This is a genomic window from Winogradskyella poriferorum, from assembly GCF_050618035.1.
In the GTDB taxonomy this organism is placed as follows: Bacteria; Bacteroidota; Bacteroidia; order Flavobacteriales; family Flavobacteriaceae; genus Winogradskyella; species Winogradskyella poriferorum_A.
The window spans coordinates 533924-554930 of record NZ_JBODPY010000001.1 but is presented as its reverse complement, the minus strand read 5'-3'; the positions used below and the strand labels follow the sequence as shown (position 1 = coordinate 554930).

The following is a 21007-nucleotide window of genomic DNA, read 5'->3' as shown; positions in this document are numbered from 1 at the left end:
ATCAATTAAATTCTAATAAGGTTAAGGCGTCTTCAAAGGGAATAATGAATTCCGTATAACCTTGTGCATAACTAGCGATTTCATAGGTATTATATAACATAATAAGTCCTTCTTCACTTAGCCCAATATTCTCTGGTAACTGAAATGGTCTACCAAAGAAATAATCTTCTAGCTTTTCACTTATATTATTTTTCTCTAATTCTTTTATGAAATAGCGTTGTGCAACTTTTTTCAGTTTTAAAGTATCATTAATAAGTTCTGGGATTTTTATTAATTCACCATTTTTAGCATTGATATTAATGAGCTTTATTTGGTCATTACCGTGTGCACCACCTCTATATTCATAGGTGCTAATCGCCATAGTTATAATGTTCTCAGATTGATACATTTTTTCTGTCTCAGTATGCAATTCCCATTTTACTGAAGACGCATCCGGAAATTCATCAATGAAATTTAAATACTCTGTATTAAATTTTTTCAAAGTTGATTCTAGACTACCATCATTTTCATCCGGATCAATTGAATTGATAATTTGGGATTTAATAGTATTGTTTATGGATTTGGTGAGGTCGTTATTGGGTTTTACCTCTTCATAAATTAGTGAAATATCCGCTTCAAAATCGTTTTCAGCAGAAATGGATTCGAATGTGAGAGGTTGAACATCTGTTTTACAATTATAAAAAAATGCGAAACAGAGTAGATAGTAGAGTGTTTTTTTCAATTTAAGTAAAATTTAAGCTAAAAATAAAGGTATTTCATTGATTTGAATAGAACGAATAATGAAGTAAATTTGTTGCACGAAATTAGAACAAACTTGTTAAGAAATCCATTTAGTTTCGTCTAATGGATCTTAAATTTAATATGAATGAAGTTTAATACGAAAACAATACACGGAGGACAAGAACACGACCCTGCTTATGGATCAGTTATGCCTCCAATTTATCAAACATCTACTTATGCACAATCCACACCTGGAGGGCATAAAGGATATGAATATTCTAGAACGCACAATCCAACCCGTAATGCTTTAGAAAAATCATTTGCGAGTATAGAAAATGGGAAATATGGATTAGCATTCGGTTCTGGACTTGCAGCAATAGACGCAGTCGTAAAATTATTAAAACCTGGTGATGAGGTGATTTCCACCAATGATCTTTATGGTGGGACATACAGGCTATTCACCAAAATATATGAGGATTTTGGGATTAAGTTTCATTTTATTGGGATGGAAAATGCCTCACACATTGAAAGTTTTATAAATAAAAATACCAAGCTCATTTGGGTAGAAACCCCTACTAATCCAATGATGAATATTATAGATGTTGTTGCGACCTCAAAGGTTGCAAAAAAGTATAATATCTTATTGGTTGTAGACAATACATTTGCAACACCTTATCTTCAAAGACCATTAGATTTAGGTGCAGATATTGTAATGCATTCTGCAACTAAATATTTAGGAGGCCATAGTGATGTTGTTATGGGCGCATTAGTAGTGAACGATAAAGAGCTTGCTGACAGGCTGTACTTTATACAAAATGCAAGTGGTGCAGTTTGTGGGCCTCAAGATTCATTTCTAGTACTACGTGGTATAAAAACACTCCATGTGCGCATGCAACGTCATTGCGAAAATGGTAAGGCTGTCGCGGAATTTTTGAATTCTCATCCAAAAATTGAGAAGGTATATTGGCCGGGATTTGAGTCGCATCCAAATCATACTATCGCTAAATCACAAATGAATGATTTTGGAGGAATGGTTTCATTTACAACAAAAGGGAATAACTATGAAGAAGCCATCCGTATAGTTGAAAATCTAAAAGTGTTTACATTGGCCGAATCTTTAGGTGGTGTGGAGTCATTAGCAGGTCATCCCGCAAGTATGACACATGCGAGTATTCCTAAGGAAGAAAGAGAAAAATCTGGAGTTGTAGATTCTTTAATAAGATTAAGTGTAGGTATTGAAGATGAGGAAGATCTTGTTAACGATTTAAAACAAGCTATTGGCTAGTTAATTTATAAAAGAAAGATATTCGAAAGCTATGTTCTTATGGCATAGCTTTTTTTGTTAATCTAAGTAATAGATATAACCAAAATTGAACCAAAGGTTCCAATCATTTGCTTTATTAGAGCCTAATTTATGATTTAAGCCATCTACAAAATCATCGAAATAATATTGCCATCGTAATTCAACAAACAGATCCGATAAAACAGTTAATTTATAACGGGTTCCAACACTAGCAACGACTGACCATGTTGATCCTCCTTCATCACTAACAAATGGGTCACCACCTGATGCAACATTCCAAGGATTATAAAAATTATCGAGATTGGCAGCTCCACCAGGTAAACCGTAAGTCGTTTCAACGGAGGGATTGAAAGATACGAAATGAGCTCCTAGAGCTCCAAAAGGAGCAAAAGAGTATGCGCCAGCTGTAAAAGCTCTAATACTTCTAGGGAAATATTCTAATTGCATACCAATATCCCAGTTTTGGGCTTCTCCAGAATGCGCTCTGAGTTGATCTGCCTCTGGTGTTGTTCGGTCGCTATCTACCCACTTTCCGAAATGTTCTAGTTTGGTTTTATTCCATGAAATCTCAGATCTCAACTTAAAATGATCATTGAAATAGGTGTCAGTAGAGTAACAATTACAATCAGCACGATAAGAGAAGTTAATGTAATGTACAATACCTACTGCAATGCCAGTATTTCCTGCATTAGTTTCCAAATCACTTCTCACTCCAAAATCTGATTGAAATGCAATAGGCCCAAAAAATGCTCCAATCTCATGTGAAAATCCAAGCTGTGAAAAAGCAGGCTGCATTGAGAGTGCTAACACAATAAGTAGCGTAAGTTTTTTTATGTCTTTTACCATAGTGGGTTCGAAAGTTGAGGCACGTGCCGAACAAATATATAAAAAGTCGATGAACTACAAAATAAAACGGACAAAATGCATAATTATTCTAATTTTTCAGAAAAAATTGACAGTGTAAGAATTTTAAAAATTATTGAGAATATTAAAAAAATATAGGGCTATTTTTGTAGATAACGTATATTTGTACCCTGAAAATCAGAATTTATTAACAATATTTTATATGAAAGATAAAATAGACGCCTTCATGGACCTCGTTAAAGAACGAAATGGCCATGAACCAGAATTTTTGCAAGCCGTTCAAGAGGTTGCAGAAACTGTAATTCCATATATCGTTCAAAACGATATTTATCATGGAAAAAACATATTACTTAGGATGGTTGAACCAGAAAGGTTAATATCGTTTAGAGTAAGTTGGGTTGATGATTCAGGTGAGATACAAGTCAATAGAGGATATAGAGTTCAAATGAATTCTGCCATCGGTCCTTATAAAGGAGGCTTGAGATTTCATCCTACTGTTAATGCTAGTATTTTAAAATTCTTAGCATTTGAACAAGTATTTAAGAACAGTTTGACAACATTACCTATGGGTGGTGGTAAAGGAGGTTCTGATTTTGATCCAAAAGGGAAATCAGATAATGAAATTATGCGTTTCTGTCATGCTTTTATGACCGAATTATACAGACATATTGGCCATAACACTGATGTGCCAGCAGGTGATATTGGTGTTGGCGCCAGAGAAATTGGTTTCATGTTTGGTATGTACAAGAAACTAAATAACACATTTACAGGTGTTTTAACAGGTAAAGGACAGTCTTGGGGAGGATCATTAATTAGACCAGAAGCCACAGGATATGGTAATGTTTACTTCGCCGAAAATATGCTTAAGACTAAGAATGATTCATTCGACGGTAAGCAGGTTGTCATTTCTGGATCTGGAAATGTGGCACAATTCGCAGCAGAAAAGTGTATAGAGCTCGGAGCTACAGTTTTAACCTTATCAGATTCTGGTGGATATATTTACGATAAAGATGGTATTGATACTGAGAAGCTACAATTTGTAATGCATCTTAAAAACGAAAAGCGAGGTAGAATTAGTGAATATGTAGATAAGTATCCTAGTGCAGAATATTTTGCTGGTAAGAGACCGTGGTCAGTAAAATGTGATATTGCGTTGCCATGTGCCACTCAAAATGAATTGAATGGAGAAGAAGCAAAACAACTTGTAAGTAATGGTTGTATTTGTGTGTCTGAAGGCGCAAACATGCCTTCTACTCCAGAGGCTATTCATGAATTCCAAAAGGCTAAAATTTTATTCGCGCCAGGTAAAGCTTCTAATGCTGGTGGTGTTGCTACCTCTGGTTTAGAAATGAGTCAAAACTCCTTAAGATTAAGTTGGACAAGAGAAGAGGTAGATGCAAGACTAAAGGATATTATGGAAGATATTCATGATTCTTGTGTTCAATATGGTAAAAACAATGATGGTTCAATAGATTATATTACCGGAGCCAATATTGCTGGTTTTGTAAAAGTTGCTGATGCTATGTTAGCTCAAGGTGTAGTTTAAATTTTAACCTAAAAATTTTTAAGAGGCCTCTTTTACAAGGGGCTTTTTATTTTTAACAATTTTCTCAAGTCTCTTTCAACAACTTCAATAATTATAAAATCTGGTTGTTTCTCCTTCAATACTTTTTCTTTAATGTTATAATATTTTATATAAGTCGTTTCAGCAAAAGTGTCATTAAAAAACGGGATTAGATCATTAGCAAATGAATCTCTGAACATTAATAATTTAGAGCTATTGTTTTTATCATTGATAAATGATAAAAACTCATCTCTTTTATTATAATTTGAATTTAAATCTTCATTAACTAATCTTATGTTTTCTTCCTTAATTCTTAATTTTAAGAGTGATGTTAAATCGCCGTATTTTTCATGTTTCTTTTCTAGAATATAATCGTCAAGAGATAATGAATTAATCTCAATTTGATTACTAATATGATCCATGATTTTTTTATAGCCTAAATAGGCACCATAACTATTCCAATGAGAATCTGTTTTGTAGTAAAGTATAATAGAATCTTTATGTTTTTTTAATGTTTGTGTTAGATCAATAAAAGGAATATCACTATTCTTTAAGTAGACTTTTAATACATCTAGTTTTGTCTTTTTCTTATTGAGTTGAAAAGGAAGGTATTCTGGGTAAATAGTATTTTTATTAGGTGGTACGACAATACAATATTTAATGTTTTGTGATTTAAAGTATGAATCAAGTTTCAAGAGATTTTGCTTAATTTTTTCCAGTTCAATATTTGAAAAATTATCATTCCCAAAATGATCATTTAACGTATTAGAATAATAATTACCTAAGTAATACCAGCCATCTTTACCTTCAATAACACTATGTGGAATGGCATTCTCTTTCAAAACGGAAGTTTTAAAATTCAAATAGGAATTTACAAATACTGAGTTTGATAAGAATTCATTCTGATAATACTTATTTAATGATGACTTAAACTTAAGAGGGGTATTTATGTTTTTTTTAGTGATTAATAATTGACTTACTGTATTTGATGATAGACCAATTATAGCTGGGACTGTAATAACTAGCACAAAGAGCATTATTACAGTTTTAGAATAAATATTTTTATAATCAGAGGTCAAAATCTAAAATATATAAATGGATTATAACTTTCATTTGCAACGTAAAAAACACAAATTGTGAAAAGGCAAGCAAGAATTAGGGTTCTAGTTATCAAATAGTATTTTTTGTCTTTTAAAATGTTTTCTTTAATAAGCCTTAAGCTTTTTTCTTTAGGAATAGAAAAGATAAAAGCAAAAATGAGTGCCAGATTAGTTTCCCAAGTCATCAAATGAGATAAATATTCAGTATTTATACTACCTGTATATGAGAACATGGAGTCTAAATAATAATATACTTGCGTCAAATTATGACTACGAAAAATGACCCATGATATTAGAACAACGAGTATCACATATCCATGGGAAAAGACTTTTGGTATTTTATTTAAGTAACTTTGGAGTTTAACTCTTTCAAGAATCATAAAAAAACCATGAAATAGTCCCCAAATAATAAATGTCCAATTGGCACCGTGCCATAAACCTGTAATAAAAAACACAATTATGAGATTGGAGTAGGTTTTTAAACTACCGTTTTTGTTGCCCCCAAGTGAAATGTATAAATAATCCCTGAACCAAGTGGAAAGTGTAATGTGCCAACGCCTCCAGAATTCACGTATAGATTTTGATATATATGGGAAGTTAAAATTTTCAGGAAAGTCGAATCCGAACAATTTTCCAAGTCCAATTGCCATGTCAGAATAACCAGAAAAGTCAAAGTAAATCTGGAAAGTATACCCTATTATACCTAACCATGCCATGCCAGTTGAAAGATCGCTCTCTGCTAAGCTGAAAATTCCATCTGCCAAGTAACCACAATTATTGGCAATTATCATTTTTTTAGATAATCCAATGATAAATCGTTCTACTCCAGCTGAAATTTGATGAATATTTCGTTTTCTTTCCTTAAGCTGAAATTGAATTTCAGCATATCTCACAATCGGGCCAGCAATTAGTTGAGGGAAAAGAGCAACATATGTCGCAAAATCCAAGAATCTTTTATTTGCCTTTACATTACCACGATATACATCGATAGTGTAAGACATAGTCTGAAATGTAAAAAAGCTAATTCCAATTGGTAATGAAACATCTATATTTTTTAGGGAAAAGTTAAAATTTAGAATTTGTAGAGCGCTATTTATATTATCAATTAAAAAATAGGAATATTTAAAAAATAGTAAAACACCTATATTAAATATTAATGAACTAATAAGACCTATTTTTTTAAACCCCTCATCAATTAATAGGCCACAACTATAATCTACTAAGGCTGAAAGAATAAGTAATAAGACGACTAGAGATTCTCCCCAAGCATAAAAAACTAAGCTAAATATCAATAGAATTAAGTTCTTATAATTTTTTGGAGATAAATGATAAATCACCAGAACTAATGGGAGAAAAAAGAACAAAAAAATAGGGCTACTAAATAGCATTAAGGAAGCTTAATTTTGGCCTAAATTACAATAAAATATGTTATTTTTGGTTCTTCTCATATACCCAACAATAGTCTTCTATGAAAATAAATAAGGGGTTACTTACCTTAATTTTTTTGGTATTATCAGAATTAAGTCTTGCTCAAGATTTTTCCAATTTATGGGGAGGTCATTTTTCATATAATAGTATAGTAGATGTTGTAACTGGAAACAATATGATATTTGCTGCAGCTGAGAATGCGGTGTTTAGTTATGATCCTTTAACATCTGATATTACAAAAATAACTACAATAGATGGGTTATCAGGCAGAGATATAACTACTATTTATTTTAGTGATAATTTTCAGTCTTTACTAATTGGTTATAATACTGGTTTAATTGAATTGTATTCAATATCAGATAGAACCGTTTTGTCAATTGTTGATATTTTGGACAAAGACAATATTACACCTGACAAGAAACAAATAAATCATTTCTATGAACATGAAGGGCTTGTTTATATTTCTACAAACTTTGGTATATCAGTCTACGATTTAGAACGATTAGAATTTGGGGACACTTATTTTATAGGAAATGGAGGTTCTCAGATAAGAGTTAATCAGACCTCGGTCTTAAACAATAAAGTTTATGCTGCTTGCTTAGATGGGATAGGATTAATTAGAGGAGATTTAAGTAACCCAAATCTTATTGATTTTTCGCAATGGGAAACTGTTCTCCCTGGAAACTTCAGAACTGTTAATACATTCAATAATAAAATTTATGCGACAAGATTAAGTAGATTTTTATTTGAAATTGATGACAATGAAAATGTGCAACTTTTTCAATTTGATAATTTACCAGTGGACAGTAAGGTTCAAGGAGAGAATATTGTATTTACTTCCAATACTGAAGTCCTTGTTTATGATACGTCAATTAATCTCATAAATTTTTTTCAACCCTCTTCTGAGTTTTCGTCAAATTTAACAGCTTCAGTTAACCTCAATAATAGTATTTATATAGGGACTAATGAGTTTGGAATTATCACATCAGCCTTGAGTGATGGAGTAGATTATTTGCAAATCTTACCTAACGGTCCATCAGAGAATAACATGTTTAGATTAAATGCAACTACAGGAACCGTTTGGGCGACTTATGGTGCATATACCGAAGCATTAAATCCATATCCCTTAGCTTCAAAAGGGATAAGTTATTTGTTTGAAGAAGAATGGACCAATATAAAATTTGACAGTTTGTTTGGAGCAAGAGAGTTAAATGAAATTACACCCAATGTTTTTAATTCAAACCAAGTTTATATTAGTTCATTCTTTAATGGTATATTAGAATTAAATGATTTTGAGCCTACAATATTACTAGATCAAACAAATAGTGGTTTGGAATCTTTGGTTCTACCTAACAACCCTGACTATGTTGATATTAGAGTCTCAGCGGCTGAATTTGATTCAAACGGGCTTTTATGGAACATTACAAGTTTTGTTGAACGACCATTGAAATCTTATGATCCGATATCAGGTAGTTGGCAGAGCTATAATTTTTCTGCATTAATAGAAAATCCAAGTGACGAAAACGGTTTCTTTGATATGGAAATTGATAGGAATGGTACAAAATGGATAGGTGCTTACAATAATGGATTAATAGCTTTTAATGAGAATATTGCTAATGATCCATTAAGAAAAATAAATTCTGAGTCTCAAAATGTATTACCCTTTACTAGGTTTACAGCATTAGCACTAGATAATAGAAACCAGTTGTGGTGTGGTACAACCAAGGGATTAAGAGTACTGTTTAATACAGCAGGATTTTATGAAGACCCCAATCCAACAATGAGATCAATCATAATTTTAGAAGATGGTATTCCTAAAGAATTGTTGGCTAATCAAGGGATTACAGATATTAAAGTAGATGGTTCTAATAATAAATGGGTTGGAACGGCAGATTCTGGAGTATTCTACTTTTCTCCAGATGGTCAGAACACCATATATCACTTTACTGTCGACAATTCACCCTTACCATCAAATACAATTAATGATATGTCAATAGACGCTGATAATGGTATTGTTTATTTTGCTACTACAAGAGGTTTGGTGTCCTTTAGATCAGGAGGTTCAGCCACTAAAGAGACGTTAGATGATGCCTATGTATATCCTAACCCAGTAAGACCAGAGTATGAAGTTTTAGGATTTGATGATTTAAACGATATTAATAAAGGTATAAAAATCACAGGTCTAACAGAGCGTGTAAACATAAAAATTACAGATGTTGAAGGCAATTTAGTTGCCGAAGCTCAGTCTAATGTAAACTTAAGATCTTCATCCGCAAATTATAACTTTGCTATTGATGGTGGTACTGCGATTTGGAATGGCAAGAATCTCTCGAATTCTATAGTACGGACAGGAGTATATTTAATAATGATATCGGATCTGGACTCATTCGAAACGAAAGTACTTAAAGTATTAATTGTTAGATAGTATGATTGCGACCAACAATTGTATTGTTCTCTCGAAAATTAAGTATGGTGATTTTGATTTAATAGTAAAATGCTATACGGAGGAACGCGGTGTTGTAAGTTATATTTTACGTGGTGTTTTAAAGTCAAAAAAGAGTCAAGCAAAAACAGTTTACTTTCAGGAGTTATCTCAACTCAGATTAGAAGAGAATTATAAACCGAGTAAATCACTACAGTCTATAAAGGAGGTTAAATTCAATTATGTTTACCAAACACTTCACACGAACATTTATAAGAGTTCCATTGTACTTTTCTTAGCCGAAATATTATCAAATATTTTAAAAGAAGAGGAGAAAGATACTGATTTGTTCAATTATATATCTGCTGCACTACAGTATCTTGATACGGAGGATGATTTTTCTAATTTTCATCTCTTATTCTTAATAAAGCTCAGTCGATTTTTGGGATTTCTTCCTGATGAAACTAAAATTCATCTTCCATATTTTAATCTTCAATCTGGCAGTTTTGAGGATACTGGTAGAGGTATTTATAGTGTTTCAGGCCATAATTTAACATTGCTAAAACAGCTATTGGGCACAAATTTTGATGCTATTTCAAGTATAAAAATAAATGCAAAGCAAAGACAAGAGTTTTTAAATATGTTATTGCATTATTTTGAATTACATTTGGGAGGTTTTAAAAAACCGAGGTCATTACAGGTGCTTAACGAGGTATTCCATTAAGCCAAGTATTAGGAAACGATATAATGAAGATACTTCTAAGAATGAAATGCCATTTACTTAAAATCTTATTTGTTTTTATTTCAATTCATTTTGTTAAAGCACAGACGATTACGGTTATTGAGAGTGATACAAATGACCCATTACCTGGTATTGCCATATACAATCTGAAGAAAACGAAATCTTTAGTTACTAATCTTGAAGGAAAGGTTGATATTGATATTTTTGATGATTCAGAGACTATATTTTTTCAAAACTTCTTGTATGAAAAAGTCTTTTTTAGGAAATCTGAAATTCTGAAAAATAATGGTGTAGTTGTACTTACACCTAAAGTGGAAGATTTAAGTCAAATTGTAATATCAGCCACAAAGTTTAAGCAAAATAAGGCAGATATACCTCAAACCATAATTAGTATTGGGTCTGAAGATGTGACCTTCGCAAATCCGCAGACTAGTGCTGATTTGTTAGATAATTCTGGAAACATTTTTGTTCAGAAAAGTCAATTAGGAGGAGGAAGTCCAATGATTAGAGGGTTTTCCACAAATCGTTTATTAATTACAGTAGATGGTGTAAGAATGAATAATGCCATTTTTAGAGGAGGTAATATTCAAAATGTTATTTCGATAGATCCCTTATCTATAAGAAACACTGAAGTAACGCTAGGGGCAGGGTCAGTTGTATACGGTAGTGATGCCATTGGTGGAGTTATGAGTTTTTACACCAAGAAGCCTCAACTTTCTTATAAAGACGAATCTTACATCAGTGGTAGCTCTTTGCTGCGTTATGCAAGCGCAAATAATGAGAATACAGGACATTTTGATTTTAATATTGGGTTTAAAAAATGGGCTTTTTTAACTAATGTCAGTTTTACAGACTTTGATGACTTAAGAATGGGGAGTAATGGTCCCGATGAGTACCTCAGAACACAATATGTCGTTAGGCGCAATAATCAGGATCTGCTGGTTGATAATAATGAACCTGAGCTTCAAAAACCAACAGGTTATAACCAACTCAATTTGATGCAAAAAGTACATTATGAACCTACTGACAATTTGAAGTTTGATTTTGGATTATACTATACTACAACTTCTGAATATGCAAGATATGATCGTTTGTTAAGACCTTCTGAAGATGGCTTAAGATCAGCTGAATGGAATTATGGCCCACAGCGTTGGTTTATGAGTAATCTGCAGGTAACAAAAACAAGTAGTCGATCAAACCTTTATGATAAGATTCATTCTTCTTTAGCATATCAAAATTTTAAGGAGAGTAGAATTGTACGCGCTTTTGAGTCTCCATTAAGGGAAATACGAGAAGAAAATGTGGATGCTATTACTTTTAATTTAGATTTAGAAAAATCTCTAAGTAAATCGAGTACTATTTATTATGGTATTGAGTATTTATTTAATAAAATCGGATCCACAGGGACTGAATTAAATATTGATACTTTAGAAGATATGCCGACAGTGACCAGATATCCAGATGGTTCTACTTGGCAATCAATTGCTGGATATGCAAGTTTAAAATACAAGCCAAATCAAAAATTTGTTTTTCAAACAGGATTAAGATATAATCACGTACTGACAAAAGCAGATTTTAGAGAGAATAATAGATTTTTAAGCCTTCCCTTTAATAACGCTAATATAAATACTGGTGCTTTAACTGGGACAGCAGGAATTACTTGGGCGCCAAGTAATATGATACAATGGAAATTAAATGCCTCAACTGCTTTTAGAGCTCCAAATATTGATGATATAGGAAAAGTATTTGACTCCGAACCTGGATCAGTAGTGATTCCAAACAATGATCTTTCACCTGAATATGCATATGGAGGAGAGCTCGGTTTAAAGCTTAATTTTGATGAAAAGGTAATAGTCGATTTAGGAACATATTATACATTTTTGGATAATGCGCTTATTAGGCGTGACTCAAACATTAATGGCGAGACAGAGATTATTTATGATGGTGAATTAAGTAATGTACAGTCCATTAAAAATGCATCTAAAGCATGGATATATGGCTTTGAGGCTGGAATTGAAGTTAATTTTACAGATCATTTAAAGCTTAGGTCTCAATATAATGTTATTGGTGGTACAGAGGATAATGATGGTATCGAAGTTCCTGTGAGGCATGTAGCTCCAAATTTTGGAAGAACACATCTAATTTATAAGTATCAAAATCTAAAATTAGATGCTTTTGTTATTTATAATGGTGCATTATCATTTGATCAATTGGCTCCATCAGAATTGTCAAAATCCTATTTATATGCTTTAGACGAAAATGGCAATCCTTTTTCTCCATCATGGCAAACACTTAATCTTCGTGCACAATATATGTTAAACAGTAACATGAGTATAACCGCAAGTTTAGAGAACATGACTGATCAGCGCTATAGACCTTATTCTTCTGGGATTACCTCACCTGGAAGAAATCTAATCCTTGCGCTAAGGTATAACTTATAAAAAAAGCCTCAGCTAAATAACCGAGGCTCTCAATATGTTCCGTAGGATTAATATCTTTTTAACGCTTTCTTTATAATGGTTTGTCCGTTGGAAAGTGTCACTTTTGCTATATATGCTGATTGAGTGAGCTTCTCAAGATTATAGGTCTCTTTAGAATTTTTAGCTTCTAAATTATAAATGGTCCTGCCAAGTAAATCCATAATTTCAATATTTACCATCTGATGAATCGAATTTAAAGTAAACTCAACCTCATCATTATTTAACTCAGAAATGATGAGTTGATTGTCATTTATTTCATTCTCATTAATTGAAAGTACTTGTGCATTAAAGACAACTTTGAATCGCTCATTAAATTCTCCAACTTCAGAAACAAAAGTATAATCTGATTCTTTTAGGTTATGTGTAGTTCCCGTTTCTTCATCTATTAAATAAATGTTGCCATTTGTATGGAAAGAGCCCTCAAATTGCGCTAATGAAATTGTGAAAATAGTAGGAACTTCTATGGAATTAGCAAAACCAAGTTGGATAATTTCCTCCATATCTAAACTAGATAAGCTTTTACCTTGTATCACAAATTCATCTGTAATATTTGGAATCAATGAATAGATTCGAGCTGCACTTAAGTTGGCGCCATTTCGCTTAACATCATAAAATGAACCATCGTTTGTATCGGTTGCACCTTGCAAATGGGCTACAGCTATTTGATTAAACACACCGTTATCTGAATTTAAATTTAACCAGAATGCATCTCGATTTGAGCTATTCAAATTACCGTTTCTAAAAAATTGGGTATTGTTACCAGTATCTCGCATGGCATTGTTAAAAGTAACAGAAGTACCACCTAAAGCTTCAACAAAAAACCCTTGTCCCGAAGGAATATAATTATCAGGGATCACTGTTGAGCCACCAGCAGTATTAATTCCACTTGCAGATAATATGGCGTAATCTGCACCAGAGAAATTAAATCCTTGGTTTCCTTGTGCGTTAGCATCAAGGGGAGTAGCTTGACTCCAAAGATAAATTGCATCAACAACACCAGCATTCTCCGTGAAAAATTTAAAAGCATCTATAGCGCTTGGATAAGGATTGCCAATAAAATTCCAATCATTATATAAACCACCAGAATTATTAACGATGGTTGGCTGTATTAAACCATTATTTAATGGACCAATAAAAGTGAATTGCTGTGCTGCTGGAAATGGTCCGAAAGGACTAGGCGTTGTAGCATATCCAACACCAGGAAGTAAAATACCAGAAGCCAATTGCCATGCGTTGGCATCGTCATCAATATCGTCTTGTCCTGGATTAAAAACACCTGAATTTCCTACTTCATCTTGTAAATCAATAAAATTATTAGCATCAAAATAAAAACGTCTATTTGTTGGAACAAGAGCAAATACATCTTCAACAGTTTCTCCAGAAACAGGAGAGCACCAATATGTATAATCTAGGGAGCCGTTTAGTATTGATGTCTCTTTTTGTACTGTAATGTTACCAGTATTAGTATTGATGCTCGCATCATTTTTTTGAACTATTGAGCCATTGGTCTCAACAATAATATCACCATTCGAAGTTATCTCGTTCTTAATATTTATGTAAGAACCGTTAGAAACTCTTAAGGTATTACCTCCATTAATTATTAAGTCATTTGCATTAATACTTCCATTAATTCCAGTATTATAATTACCATCTATTATGGCAGATGTATTAATATCAGGGGTGCCATTATCCCATAAGGTACCGTCCCAAGTGGTTATTCCTGTGCTTGCTAAATAGGTTCCCCAAATTTCTATATTATCTATGGCAATATCCTCATCACCATCATCTAAATTAAATATGACCTCTATGTCTAGAGTTCCTCCTGTGCCTAGAATGTTTTCAGTAAATTGTACAAAAGTATCAGTAATTTCAGTACCATCACCAGTTCCATCAAAGTCTGTATCGATAAATGGTGCCGAATTAAATGTTGTACCATCATTTTCGATCCATAATAAGTTTACATAAGTACCAGAATTATCAATGTCATAGTTAAAATGTACATAATTAACTATGTCCCAATCTTGGTTGGTTGCACCATCATCATCCTCTGCAAGATACACGCGAAATTCTAAATTTTCGTATCCAGTTATATCAATATCATTTAAATTTAGAGTTACAGGTAGAGAAGCACCTTCGCCATTAATGTCTTGTGCGCCAAAATAATAATTGCCTTGGATATTAGTGAATACCTCTCCAGCTATGTCAGAGCCATCTGTTCTAATGAAATAATCTAAACCGGTACTTGGCCCTAAATCTGTGAATTCTGGTATGCTGGTTGTATAGCCACCAGGAATTTCAAAATTGACTTCAGCGATTTTAACTTGTCCAAAAGCAATTCCAAAAATAATTAATGAAAATACGAGGGATAGGTAATTTTTTATCATGAGGGTGATATTTAAATTTGGGTACTAAAGTATTTTTATACCTAGGTAAATATGCGAATTAAAAAATTAAAATAGCTTATTTTTAGGTTTTGAATCTACAAAACACATATACGGTCGACGAAGCGCAGAAAAAGCTCGAAAAATATTGCGCATATCAAGAAAGATGTCATAAAGAGGTTAGATCTAAGTTGAAGGAAATGAAGATGATACCCCAGGCCGTTGACGCAATAATCGTACATCTTATCGAACATAATTATTTAAATGAAGAACGTTTTGCGTGTGCATTTGTAAGAGGAAAATTTAGGATAAAAAAATGGGGCAAACTTCGGTTAGAACGAGAATTAAAAATGAGAGAGATTTCATCGTATAGTATCAAAAAGGCCTTTGAAGAAATTGATGAATCAGAATATCTCAAAACATTAGATCATCTCGTTTTAAAGCGAGTAGCTCAAGAAAAGGAAAAGAATAGTTATAAAAAACGTAAGAAAGTAGCAGATTATCTCCTATACAGAGGTTGGGAGAGTCATTTAGTTTACGAAAAACTCCTAGAGTATATAAAATAAAAAGCCATATAAATTTATATGGTTTTTATCAATATAATAGAGGTATAATTAATCTGAGCCTAAATAACGATTTGTATTTGTGATTGCCTTTTGGTTTTTCCTATCAATCCATTTCTGACCTTGTAACCTTCGCATTACATTATCATAGTTACGCATTATAAATACATTATAAAGAGCTTTCATTAAGTTTTTCGGGTTTCTTGCAATAGCCCTTAAGCTCATTGAAAAACCAGGTGTTATATAGCGCATATAGTGCCAATAACCTTCTGGCATATATAGGACTTCGCCATGGTTGAGGTCACAGATCCAGCCTTTGGCATTTTTTAATGCAGGCCATTTGTCAAAGTCCGGATCAGCAAAATTTATGTCTTCGCGAGTAATCAAAGAATGCGGAATTTTATACAAATGCTTATTCTGATTCTGGTCAAATAAAATGCATTGCTTTTTTCCTTCAAAATGGAAATGGAATATATTGGCAAGATCTATATCATAATGCATAAAGGTGTATGAATCTTTACCACCAAAAAAGAGCATTGGTAATCCTTTCATAAGTCGAAGCCCAAAATCAGGATAAGAAAAGTCTTTTTGCAACTCAGGAACTTCCTTTAAAATATTCCAGAGAAAAATTCTAAATTTCGTTGGTTCTCGCTTTAACAAATCAACATAATCACTCATTTTCATGGTAGCATGCGCTTCATTAAAGCCATCTTTATAGTCTACAGGCCGATCGTCATATAAAGGGACAGTCTTGTGACCTGCAATTTCTTTCATGTAATCTAAATTCCATTTTGAATAGGCAGGCCAGTCCTCTATAAATCGCTCTATTACCACAGGTTTCTGTGGTTTAAAGTAATGCGTTATAAAGTCTGCTTTACTGATCGTCTTAACACGAGGTATTTGCTCTAGATTTAATCCCAATGGAGTCGAATTTAGTTTTTAAAGTTAATAAAAACGGCAATTAACTTTAAAATATTGTAATTGTTTAGTCGGTAACTTTTAGGTTAATGTTGTTTAAATAAACCTTCACAGGATCAACGCCGTGGGTGTGATCTGTACGGATGGCATCATTTCCATTTATTTGAAAGCCAATTTGAAGAAAATTCTCAGACCACCCAGTTGGGACTTCAACATTATCTAAGGTAATATTTAGATCAAAAACTTCTGAATTAAATTCTAGTGTCTCATAGGTGAGTGAATTACCATTTATCACACCAGTCAATTTTAAGGTATTCCATTGGTTTATTTGGATGCAAGAAGAAATGCCATTAATGTTCTCCCAACCTATAATTTCATTATTAATTTTTTGGTCGTTCCAATAACTCCAAGTGTTAGTTTTACTCCATTGCAATCCCCATCCCCAAGAATTTGGAATTACCACGTTTTGAAATGTAAATTCAAAACCTTCAACTTCTGATAAATCTGAAATATCACAATTTATTGCTGACTCCGGATAAAATTCTATATGAAACTCAAACTTTTTAACATCTCTAAAAAACCAATCAAGTTGTTCCCATCTCTTGGCTATGGTATTGGTGAAAAAAGCATTATTATAGCGGTCACCACCAGTAATTTCTGTAACTAACGTTCGCGAATCAAAACTGGTATCATCGTGTTCGGTATTATGAAGAATTATTGTTCCGTCAAAAATAATATCCTCGTAAACACCCCAACCTGTAGACTCCCAATCATTAAATTGTTGATTTTGTTCTATTGGAGATTCTTCTAGGTTTTCGAATGTGTAACTAAAAGAACTATTATTCTCTATATTACTATCTGTTTCGCAACAATAAAAAAGAATTAAAATAAAGTATAGCCATAGTGCTATGCTGTGTTGGTATTTTAGATTTGGGGGATTCATATTATTACGGTTTATTTTCTATTCACGTAATACTTTGGCATTTTCTTTAGCAACTTCATTACGCTCAATTTTATGATCAGGTCTAGACCATTTAGGCTTTTCACCCAAAGATTGGTATTCTGAATCTTCGGCTTCCACTGTTTTTGGTTGCATCTTCTTAATGAATGGTTTTTGAGGATTTAGACCTAATAATTTGAACATTTCCATATCCTCATTAACGTCAGGATTTGGTGTTGTTAGCAACTTATCACCAGCAAAAATAGAATTTGCACCTGCAAAAAAGCACATGGCTTGTCCCTCTCTCGTCATTTGTGTTCTGCCAGCCGACAATCTGACTTGGGTTTCAGGCATAACAACACGCGTTGTTGCCACCATTCTCACCATATCCCAAATTGAAACAGGTTCTTGGTCTTCTAAAGGTGTGCCTTCAACAGCCACTAAAGCATTTATTGGAACAGATTCTGGTTGAGGATTTAAAGTTGCTAAGGCAACAAGCATACCTGCTCTATCTTCCTCCTTTTCACCCATTCCAATGATACCACCAGAACAAACTGTAACATTGGTTTTTCTCACATTATCGATTGTTTCTAAGCGATCTTCATAGCCTCGCGTAGAAATCACTTCTTTATAATATTCTTCCGATGAGTCTAAATTATGATTGTAAGCATATAGACCTGCCTCTGCCAGACGTTTTGCTTGATTTTCTGTCACCATTCCAAGCGTGCAGCATACTTCCATATCCAGTTTATTAATGGTTCTCACCATTTCTAAGACTTGGTCAAATTCTGGTCCGTCTTTAACATTTCTCCATGCTGCACCCATGCACACTCTTGAACTTCCAGAGGACTTTGCTCGTAATGCCTGGGCTTTTACCTGTTGCACAGACATTAAGTCATTTCCCTCAATATCGGTGTGATATCTTGCTGCTTGAGGACAATAACCACAATCTTCTGGACAACCTCCAGTTTTAATGGAAAGTAGAGTTGAAACCTGTACAGTATTCGGGTCATGATGCAGTCGATGTACTGTAGCCGCTTCATATAGAAGCTCCATTAATGGCTTGTTATATATTTCTAAGATTTCTTCTTTGGACCAATTGTGTCTTATTTCGCTCATAAAATTTGAGATGAATGTGAGGATATTTATGTAATGTAAAAATATAAAATGATTAATTATTAAGTACTAATTCTCTTCCTAATTCTGCTAAAAATGGAATACCGATACTTTCGTACTCATAATTATCGTCATTGAATATTTTATTCTCATTTACGTGTATAGTTGCTGTTATTATATATTCTTTATTTGTTTTTTCATTTACAATATAGGCGCAATCTGTGAGGTAACCGAAGGCATAACCTACCTTATTATATATTTTAACAGAGTCAGGTATTGGTGCTTTGGTGTCTCCAAAAATTAGAAACTTTACGTAGCTATCATAATATTCTGTTCGATCATAACCTACCTCAAATGGTAAATTTCGCATAGCATTTAAGAAAAATTCTTTGTGTGTTTCTGATAAATCGAATTGTTTGTCCTGGCCGAAAGCTTCAGGAAATACAAATTGTTTCATCATATTATGTAATGAAGATAACGGGAGGTAATTTTTTAAAGAGAAATCCATCGGATGGCTAATAAGGCTATCATTTTCGATATAACCTTCTCCTTTTTTAATTCTATTGAGTTCCAGTGGTTTTAGATTTTTACTGACATAACTCTTTGTAGTATAAATAGCAGAATCCTCGTTAAAGAAATGAATAGGTTTGGTCTCTAAATCATATGGGTTAGGAACGGAGAATCGATGTGATATTCGGGAGGTTATACCTAGACTTTCTAGGTGATCATTTATATAGTCCTTTCCTAAATATTCGAAGAGCCTAGTGTAGGCCAAATTATCACTAACAGCAAACAGTTTATTGATTTCTTCTCTAAAGCTTGTTGTTAGCGAGTCGCCTTCAACTCTGAATGGTGTATCTATGTTCAGCCCTTTGGTTTGGCCTAGTTTTTCAAGAGCTAATAACGCAATTGGAAATTTTACAGTACTTGCAGGATAGAAATAATTAGAATCAACCACTTGATATGAAAAGTCCAAAAAAGAAATCTGGTCTTCATCTTTAATGACTTCAGAAAACAGTATTTGAATTTCATGCTGCTCTATATTTTCAACAACCTTCTTTATCTTTTCATTATTGGATTGAAGTGCTTTTTCAATTGGGTTTTCGATTTGTGATTCACAAGAGAAAATAATTAATAGAATTAAAAGGGCCCAGAAACTGGTGAAGCGAGTTTTAAAATTTTGATGGCTAGATGCATTATTAATCATAAGAAAACAAAATTATTTATAGGGCCGTTATGTCCTTTAAAATATGAAAAACTAATTAATTCAAATTCATTTAGGAATGTCTAAACTTTAGATTATAAAGAAATTACTAAGCTGACGGCATTGCCACCAAATCCTACAGCATTTATTAAAATATTAGATATACGATCTGGTGATTCTTGTTTTAAATGGGTTGCTTCAATAAATTTTTGATGCTTTAGCATTAGAATAGCCATTTCTATACTTAAGGTTCCGGAGGCACCTAGGCTATGACCAATAAGTGTTTTATTGGTTGTTAACGCAGGAATCCTATCTCCAAAAACCTTTTTAATGGCATTAAGCTCAGCGATATCTCCTTTAATGGTTCCTGGTGTATGTGTGATAATGACATCAATATCGGAGGTGTCTATTTGGCCTAGGGCCATTTTCATTGAGCGTTGGAAACAAACGGCATTAGTTGACAATGAAACATTATGTTTTAAAGTTTCAGTGCCGTAACCAATACCTTTTATAACAGCAATTGCATTTTGTTTTGTTCCATTTTCTAGACATAACATGGCAGCACCTTCTCCTAGAATCATGGTGTTTTCAGTTTTGCTGAAATCTAGTGATTTACATGGCCATGAATCATCACCTTGGGCATATATTTTTAAGGCCTTCATTTGAGCTATGGTAAAATCTGTAAGAGGCGCTTCACTTCCGCCAACAAGAAATTTATCACTCATGCCAGCGTGTAGCCATGCAATACCGTTTAGCATTGCGTGTAAAGCAGTTGAACATGTAATGGAGTGAGAAATAGTTGGGCCCTGTGTTTGAAGATCGTGAGCAATCCATGAAGAAATATTACCAAGTGTTGTTGTTGGAGAACTTAAAACTGAAACATTCTTTTGGGTAAAAAAATCGGTATAGTATTGTTCAAAAAGTTCTGTTGCTCCCCTTGAAGAACCAATATTTACCCCAAAATCATCACTTGAACTCCAGTTGGCATTCTTAACCGCTTGTCTGGCAGCAAAAATACCATAGAGTACTGTTTTATCTAATTGTCTATATTTTGAATTCGACTGACTTAGCGATTCAATTTTAGACTCAGAACTTTCAGGTAACTTGGAGACCCATTCTTCTTTTTGTTTGGTGAAAAAGTGCTTATTAGAATTGTAATTTTCCCATATCTCATCAGGATCAATTCCTAAGGGAGAAATGGATGCCATAGCAGTTATGGAAATTGGATTCTTCAACATTTATTTCTTTAGGGCAAAAGTAAG

Annotated in this window: 16 protein-coding genes; 6 read left to right on the top strand and 10 right to left on the bottom strand. The window is 33.2% G+C overall.

Annotated elements, in window-relative coordinates:
• Position 1: 1 nt before the first annotated feature.
• On the bottom strand, positions 2–721 hold the full coding sequence (locus ACRHOC_RS02380; protein ID WP_431156909.1) for a DUF3298 domain-containing protein: 720 nt from the start codon (positions 719–721) through the stop codon (positions 2–4).
• Between the two features lie 144 nt (positions 722–865).
• Between ACRHOC_RS02380 and ACRHOC_RS02375 the strand changes: the two genes are divergently transcribed.
• Complete coding sequence (locus ACRHOC_RS02375) at positions 866–2005, top strand: cystathionine gamma-synthase (protein ID WP_431156908.1); 1140 nt, start codon at positions 866–868, stop codon at positions 2003–2005.
• A 57-nt stretch (positions 2006–2062) separates the two neighbouring features.
• Here ACRHOC_RS02375 and ACRHOC_RS02370 read toward each other — a convergent pair whose 3' ends face one another.
• A complete protein-coding gene (locus ACRHOC_RS02370; protein ID WP_431156907.1) occupies positions 2063–2869 on the bottom strand; it encodes a THC0290_0291 family protein in 807 nt (268 codons plus the stop codon).
• 220 nt (positions 2870–3089) lie between these two features.
• On the opposite strand from ACRHOC_RS02370, the gene gdhA reads away from it, so the two are divergent.
• Complete coding sequence (gene gdhA, locus ACRHOC_RS02365) at positions 3090–4433, top strand: NADP-specific glutamate dehydrogenase (protein WP_431156906.1); 1344 nt, start codon at positions 3090–3092, stop codon at positions 4431–4433.
• A 32-nt stretch (positions 4434–4465) separates the two neighbouring features.
• Here the strand turns inward: gdhA and ACRHOC_RS02360 are convergent, their stop codons facing one another.
• Together ACRHOC_RS02360 and ACRHOC_RS02355 are read right to left on the bottom strand one after the other, a co-directional pair.
• Entirely contained in the window at positions 4466–5293 is an 828-nt protein-coding gene (locus ACRHOC_RS02360) for a DHHW family protein (protein ID WP_431156905.1), read from the bottom strand.
• A 233-nt stretch (positions 5294–5526) separates the two neighbouring features.
• Entirely contained in the window at positions 5527–6843 is a 1317-nt protein-coding gene (locus ACRHOC_RS02355) for an MBOAT family O-acyltransferase (protein ID WP_431156904.1), read from the bottom strand.
• A gap of 176 nt (positions 6844–7019) precedes the next feature.
• Here ACRHOC_RS02355 and ACRHOC_RS02350 point away from each other — a divergent pair, with 176 nt between their 5' ends.
• From ACRHOC_RS02350 to ACRHOC_RS02340, 3 genes are read left to right on the top strand one after another with little or no spacing between them, the layout of a single operon-like run.
• A complete protein-coding gene (locus ACRHOC_RS02350) occupies positions 7020–9404 on the top strand; it encodes an ABC transporter substrate-binding protein (RefSeq protein ID WP_431156902.1) in 2385 nt (794 codons plus the stop codon).
• 1 nt (position 9405) lies between these two features.
• A complete protein-coding gene (gene recO / locus ACRHOC_RS02345) occupies positions 9406–10125 on the top strand; it encodes a DNA repair protein RecO (protein ID WP_431156901.1) in 720 nt (239 codons plus the stop codon).
• A gap of 23 nt (positions 10126–10148) precedes the next feature.
• Positions 10149–12584: a TonB-dependent receptor plug domain-containing protein gene (locus tag ACRHOC_RS02340; RefSeq protein WP_431156900.1), complete on the top strand. Its 2436-nt coding sequence runs from the start codon at positions 10149–10151 to the stop codon at positions 12582–12584.
• Positions 12585–12631: 47 nt separating this feature from the next.
• Here ACRHOC_RS02340 and ACRHOC_RS02335 read toward each other — a convergent pair whose 3' ends face one another.
• The gene (locus ACRHOC_RS02335) at positions 12632–15007 is read right to left on the bottom strand and encodes a hypothetical protein (protein WP_431156899.1); all 2376 of its coding nucleotides are present in this window, start codon (positions 15005–15007) and stop codon (positions 12632–12634) included.
• Positions 15008–15204: 197 nt separating this feature from the next.
• Here ACRHOC_RS02335 and ACRHOC_RS02330 point away from each other — a divergent pair, with 197 nt between their 5' ends.
• Positions 15205–15570 carry a regulatory protein RecX gene (locus ACRHOC_RS02330; protein WP_431156898.1) on the top strand — a complete coding sequence of 122 codons (366 nt, stop codon included), beginning with the start codon at positions 15205–15207 and terminating at the stop codon, positions 15568–15570.
• A gap of 48 nt (positions 15571–15618) precedes the next feature.
• Here ACRHOC_RS02330 and ACRHOC_RS02325 read toward each other — a convergent pair whose 3' ends face one another.
• The 5 genes from ACRHOC_RS02325 to ACRHOC_RS02305 all read right to left on the bottom strand — a co-directional run bounded on the left by ACRHOC_RS02325 (position 15619) and on the right by ACRHOC_RS02305 (position 20983).
• Positions 15619–16488: a cupin-like domain-containing protein gene (locus ACRHOC_RS02325; protein ID WP_431156897.1), complete on the bottom strand. Its 870-nt coding sequence runs from the start codon at positions 16486–16488 to the stop codon at positions 15619–15621.
• Positions 16489–16552: 64 nt separating this feature from the next.
• Positions 16553–17428 (bottom strand): hypothetical protein, encoded by an 876-nt coding sequence (locus ACRHOC_RS02320; RefSeq protein ID WP_431156896.1) that lies wholly within the window; start codon positions 17426–17428, stop codon positions 16553–16555.
• 18 nt (positions 17429–17446) lie between these two features.
• Positions 17447–18544, bottom strand: a complete 1098-nt coding sequence (gene bioB, locus ACRHOC_RS02315; RefSeq protein WP_431156895.1) for a biotin synthase BioB — start codon at positions 18542–18544, stop codon at positions 17447–17449.
• A gap of 52 nt (positions 18545–18596) precedes the next feature.
• Positions 18597–19748: a serine hydrolase gene (locus ACRHOC_RS02310; protein WP_431156894.1), complete on the bottom strand. Its 1152-nt coding sequence runs from the start codon at positions 19746–19748 to the stop codon at positions 18597–18599.
• A 92-nt stretch (positions 19749–19840) separates the two neighbouring features.
• Positions 19841–20983 (bottom strand): beta-ketoacyl synthase N-terminal-like domain-containing protein, encoded by a 1143-nt coding sequence (locus ACRHOC_RS02305; RefSeq protein ID WP_431156893.1) that lies wholly within the window; start codon positions 20981–20983, stop codon positions 19841–19843.
• Positions 20984–21007: the final 24 nt, after the last annotated feature.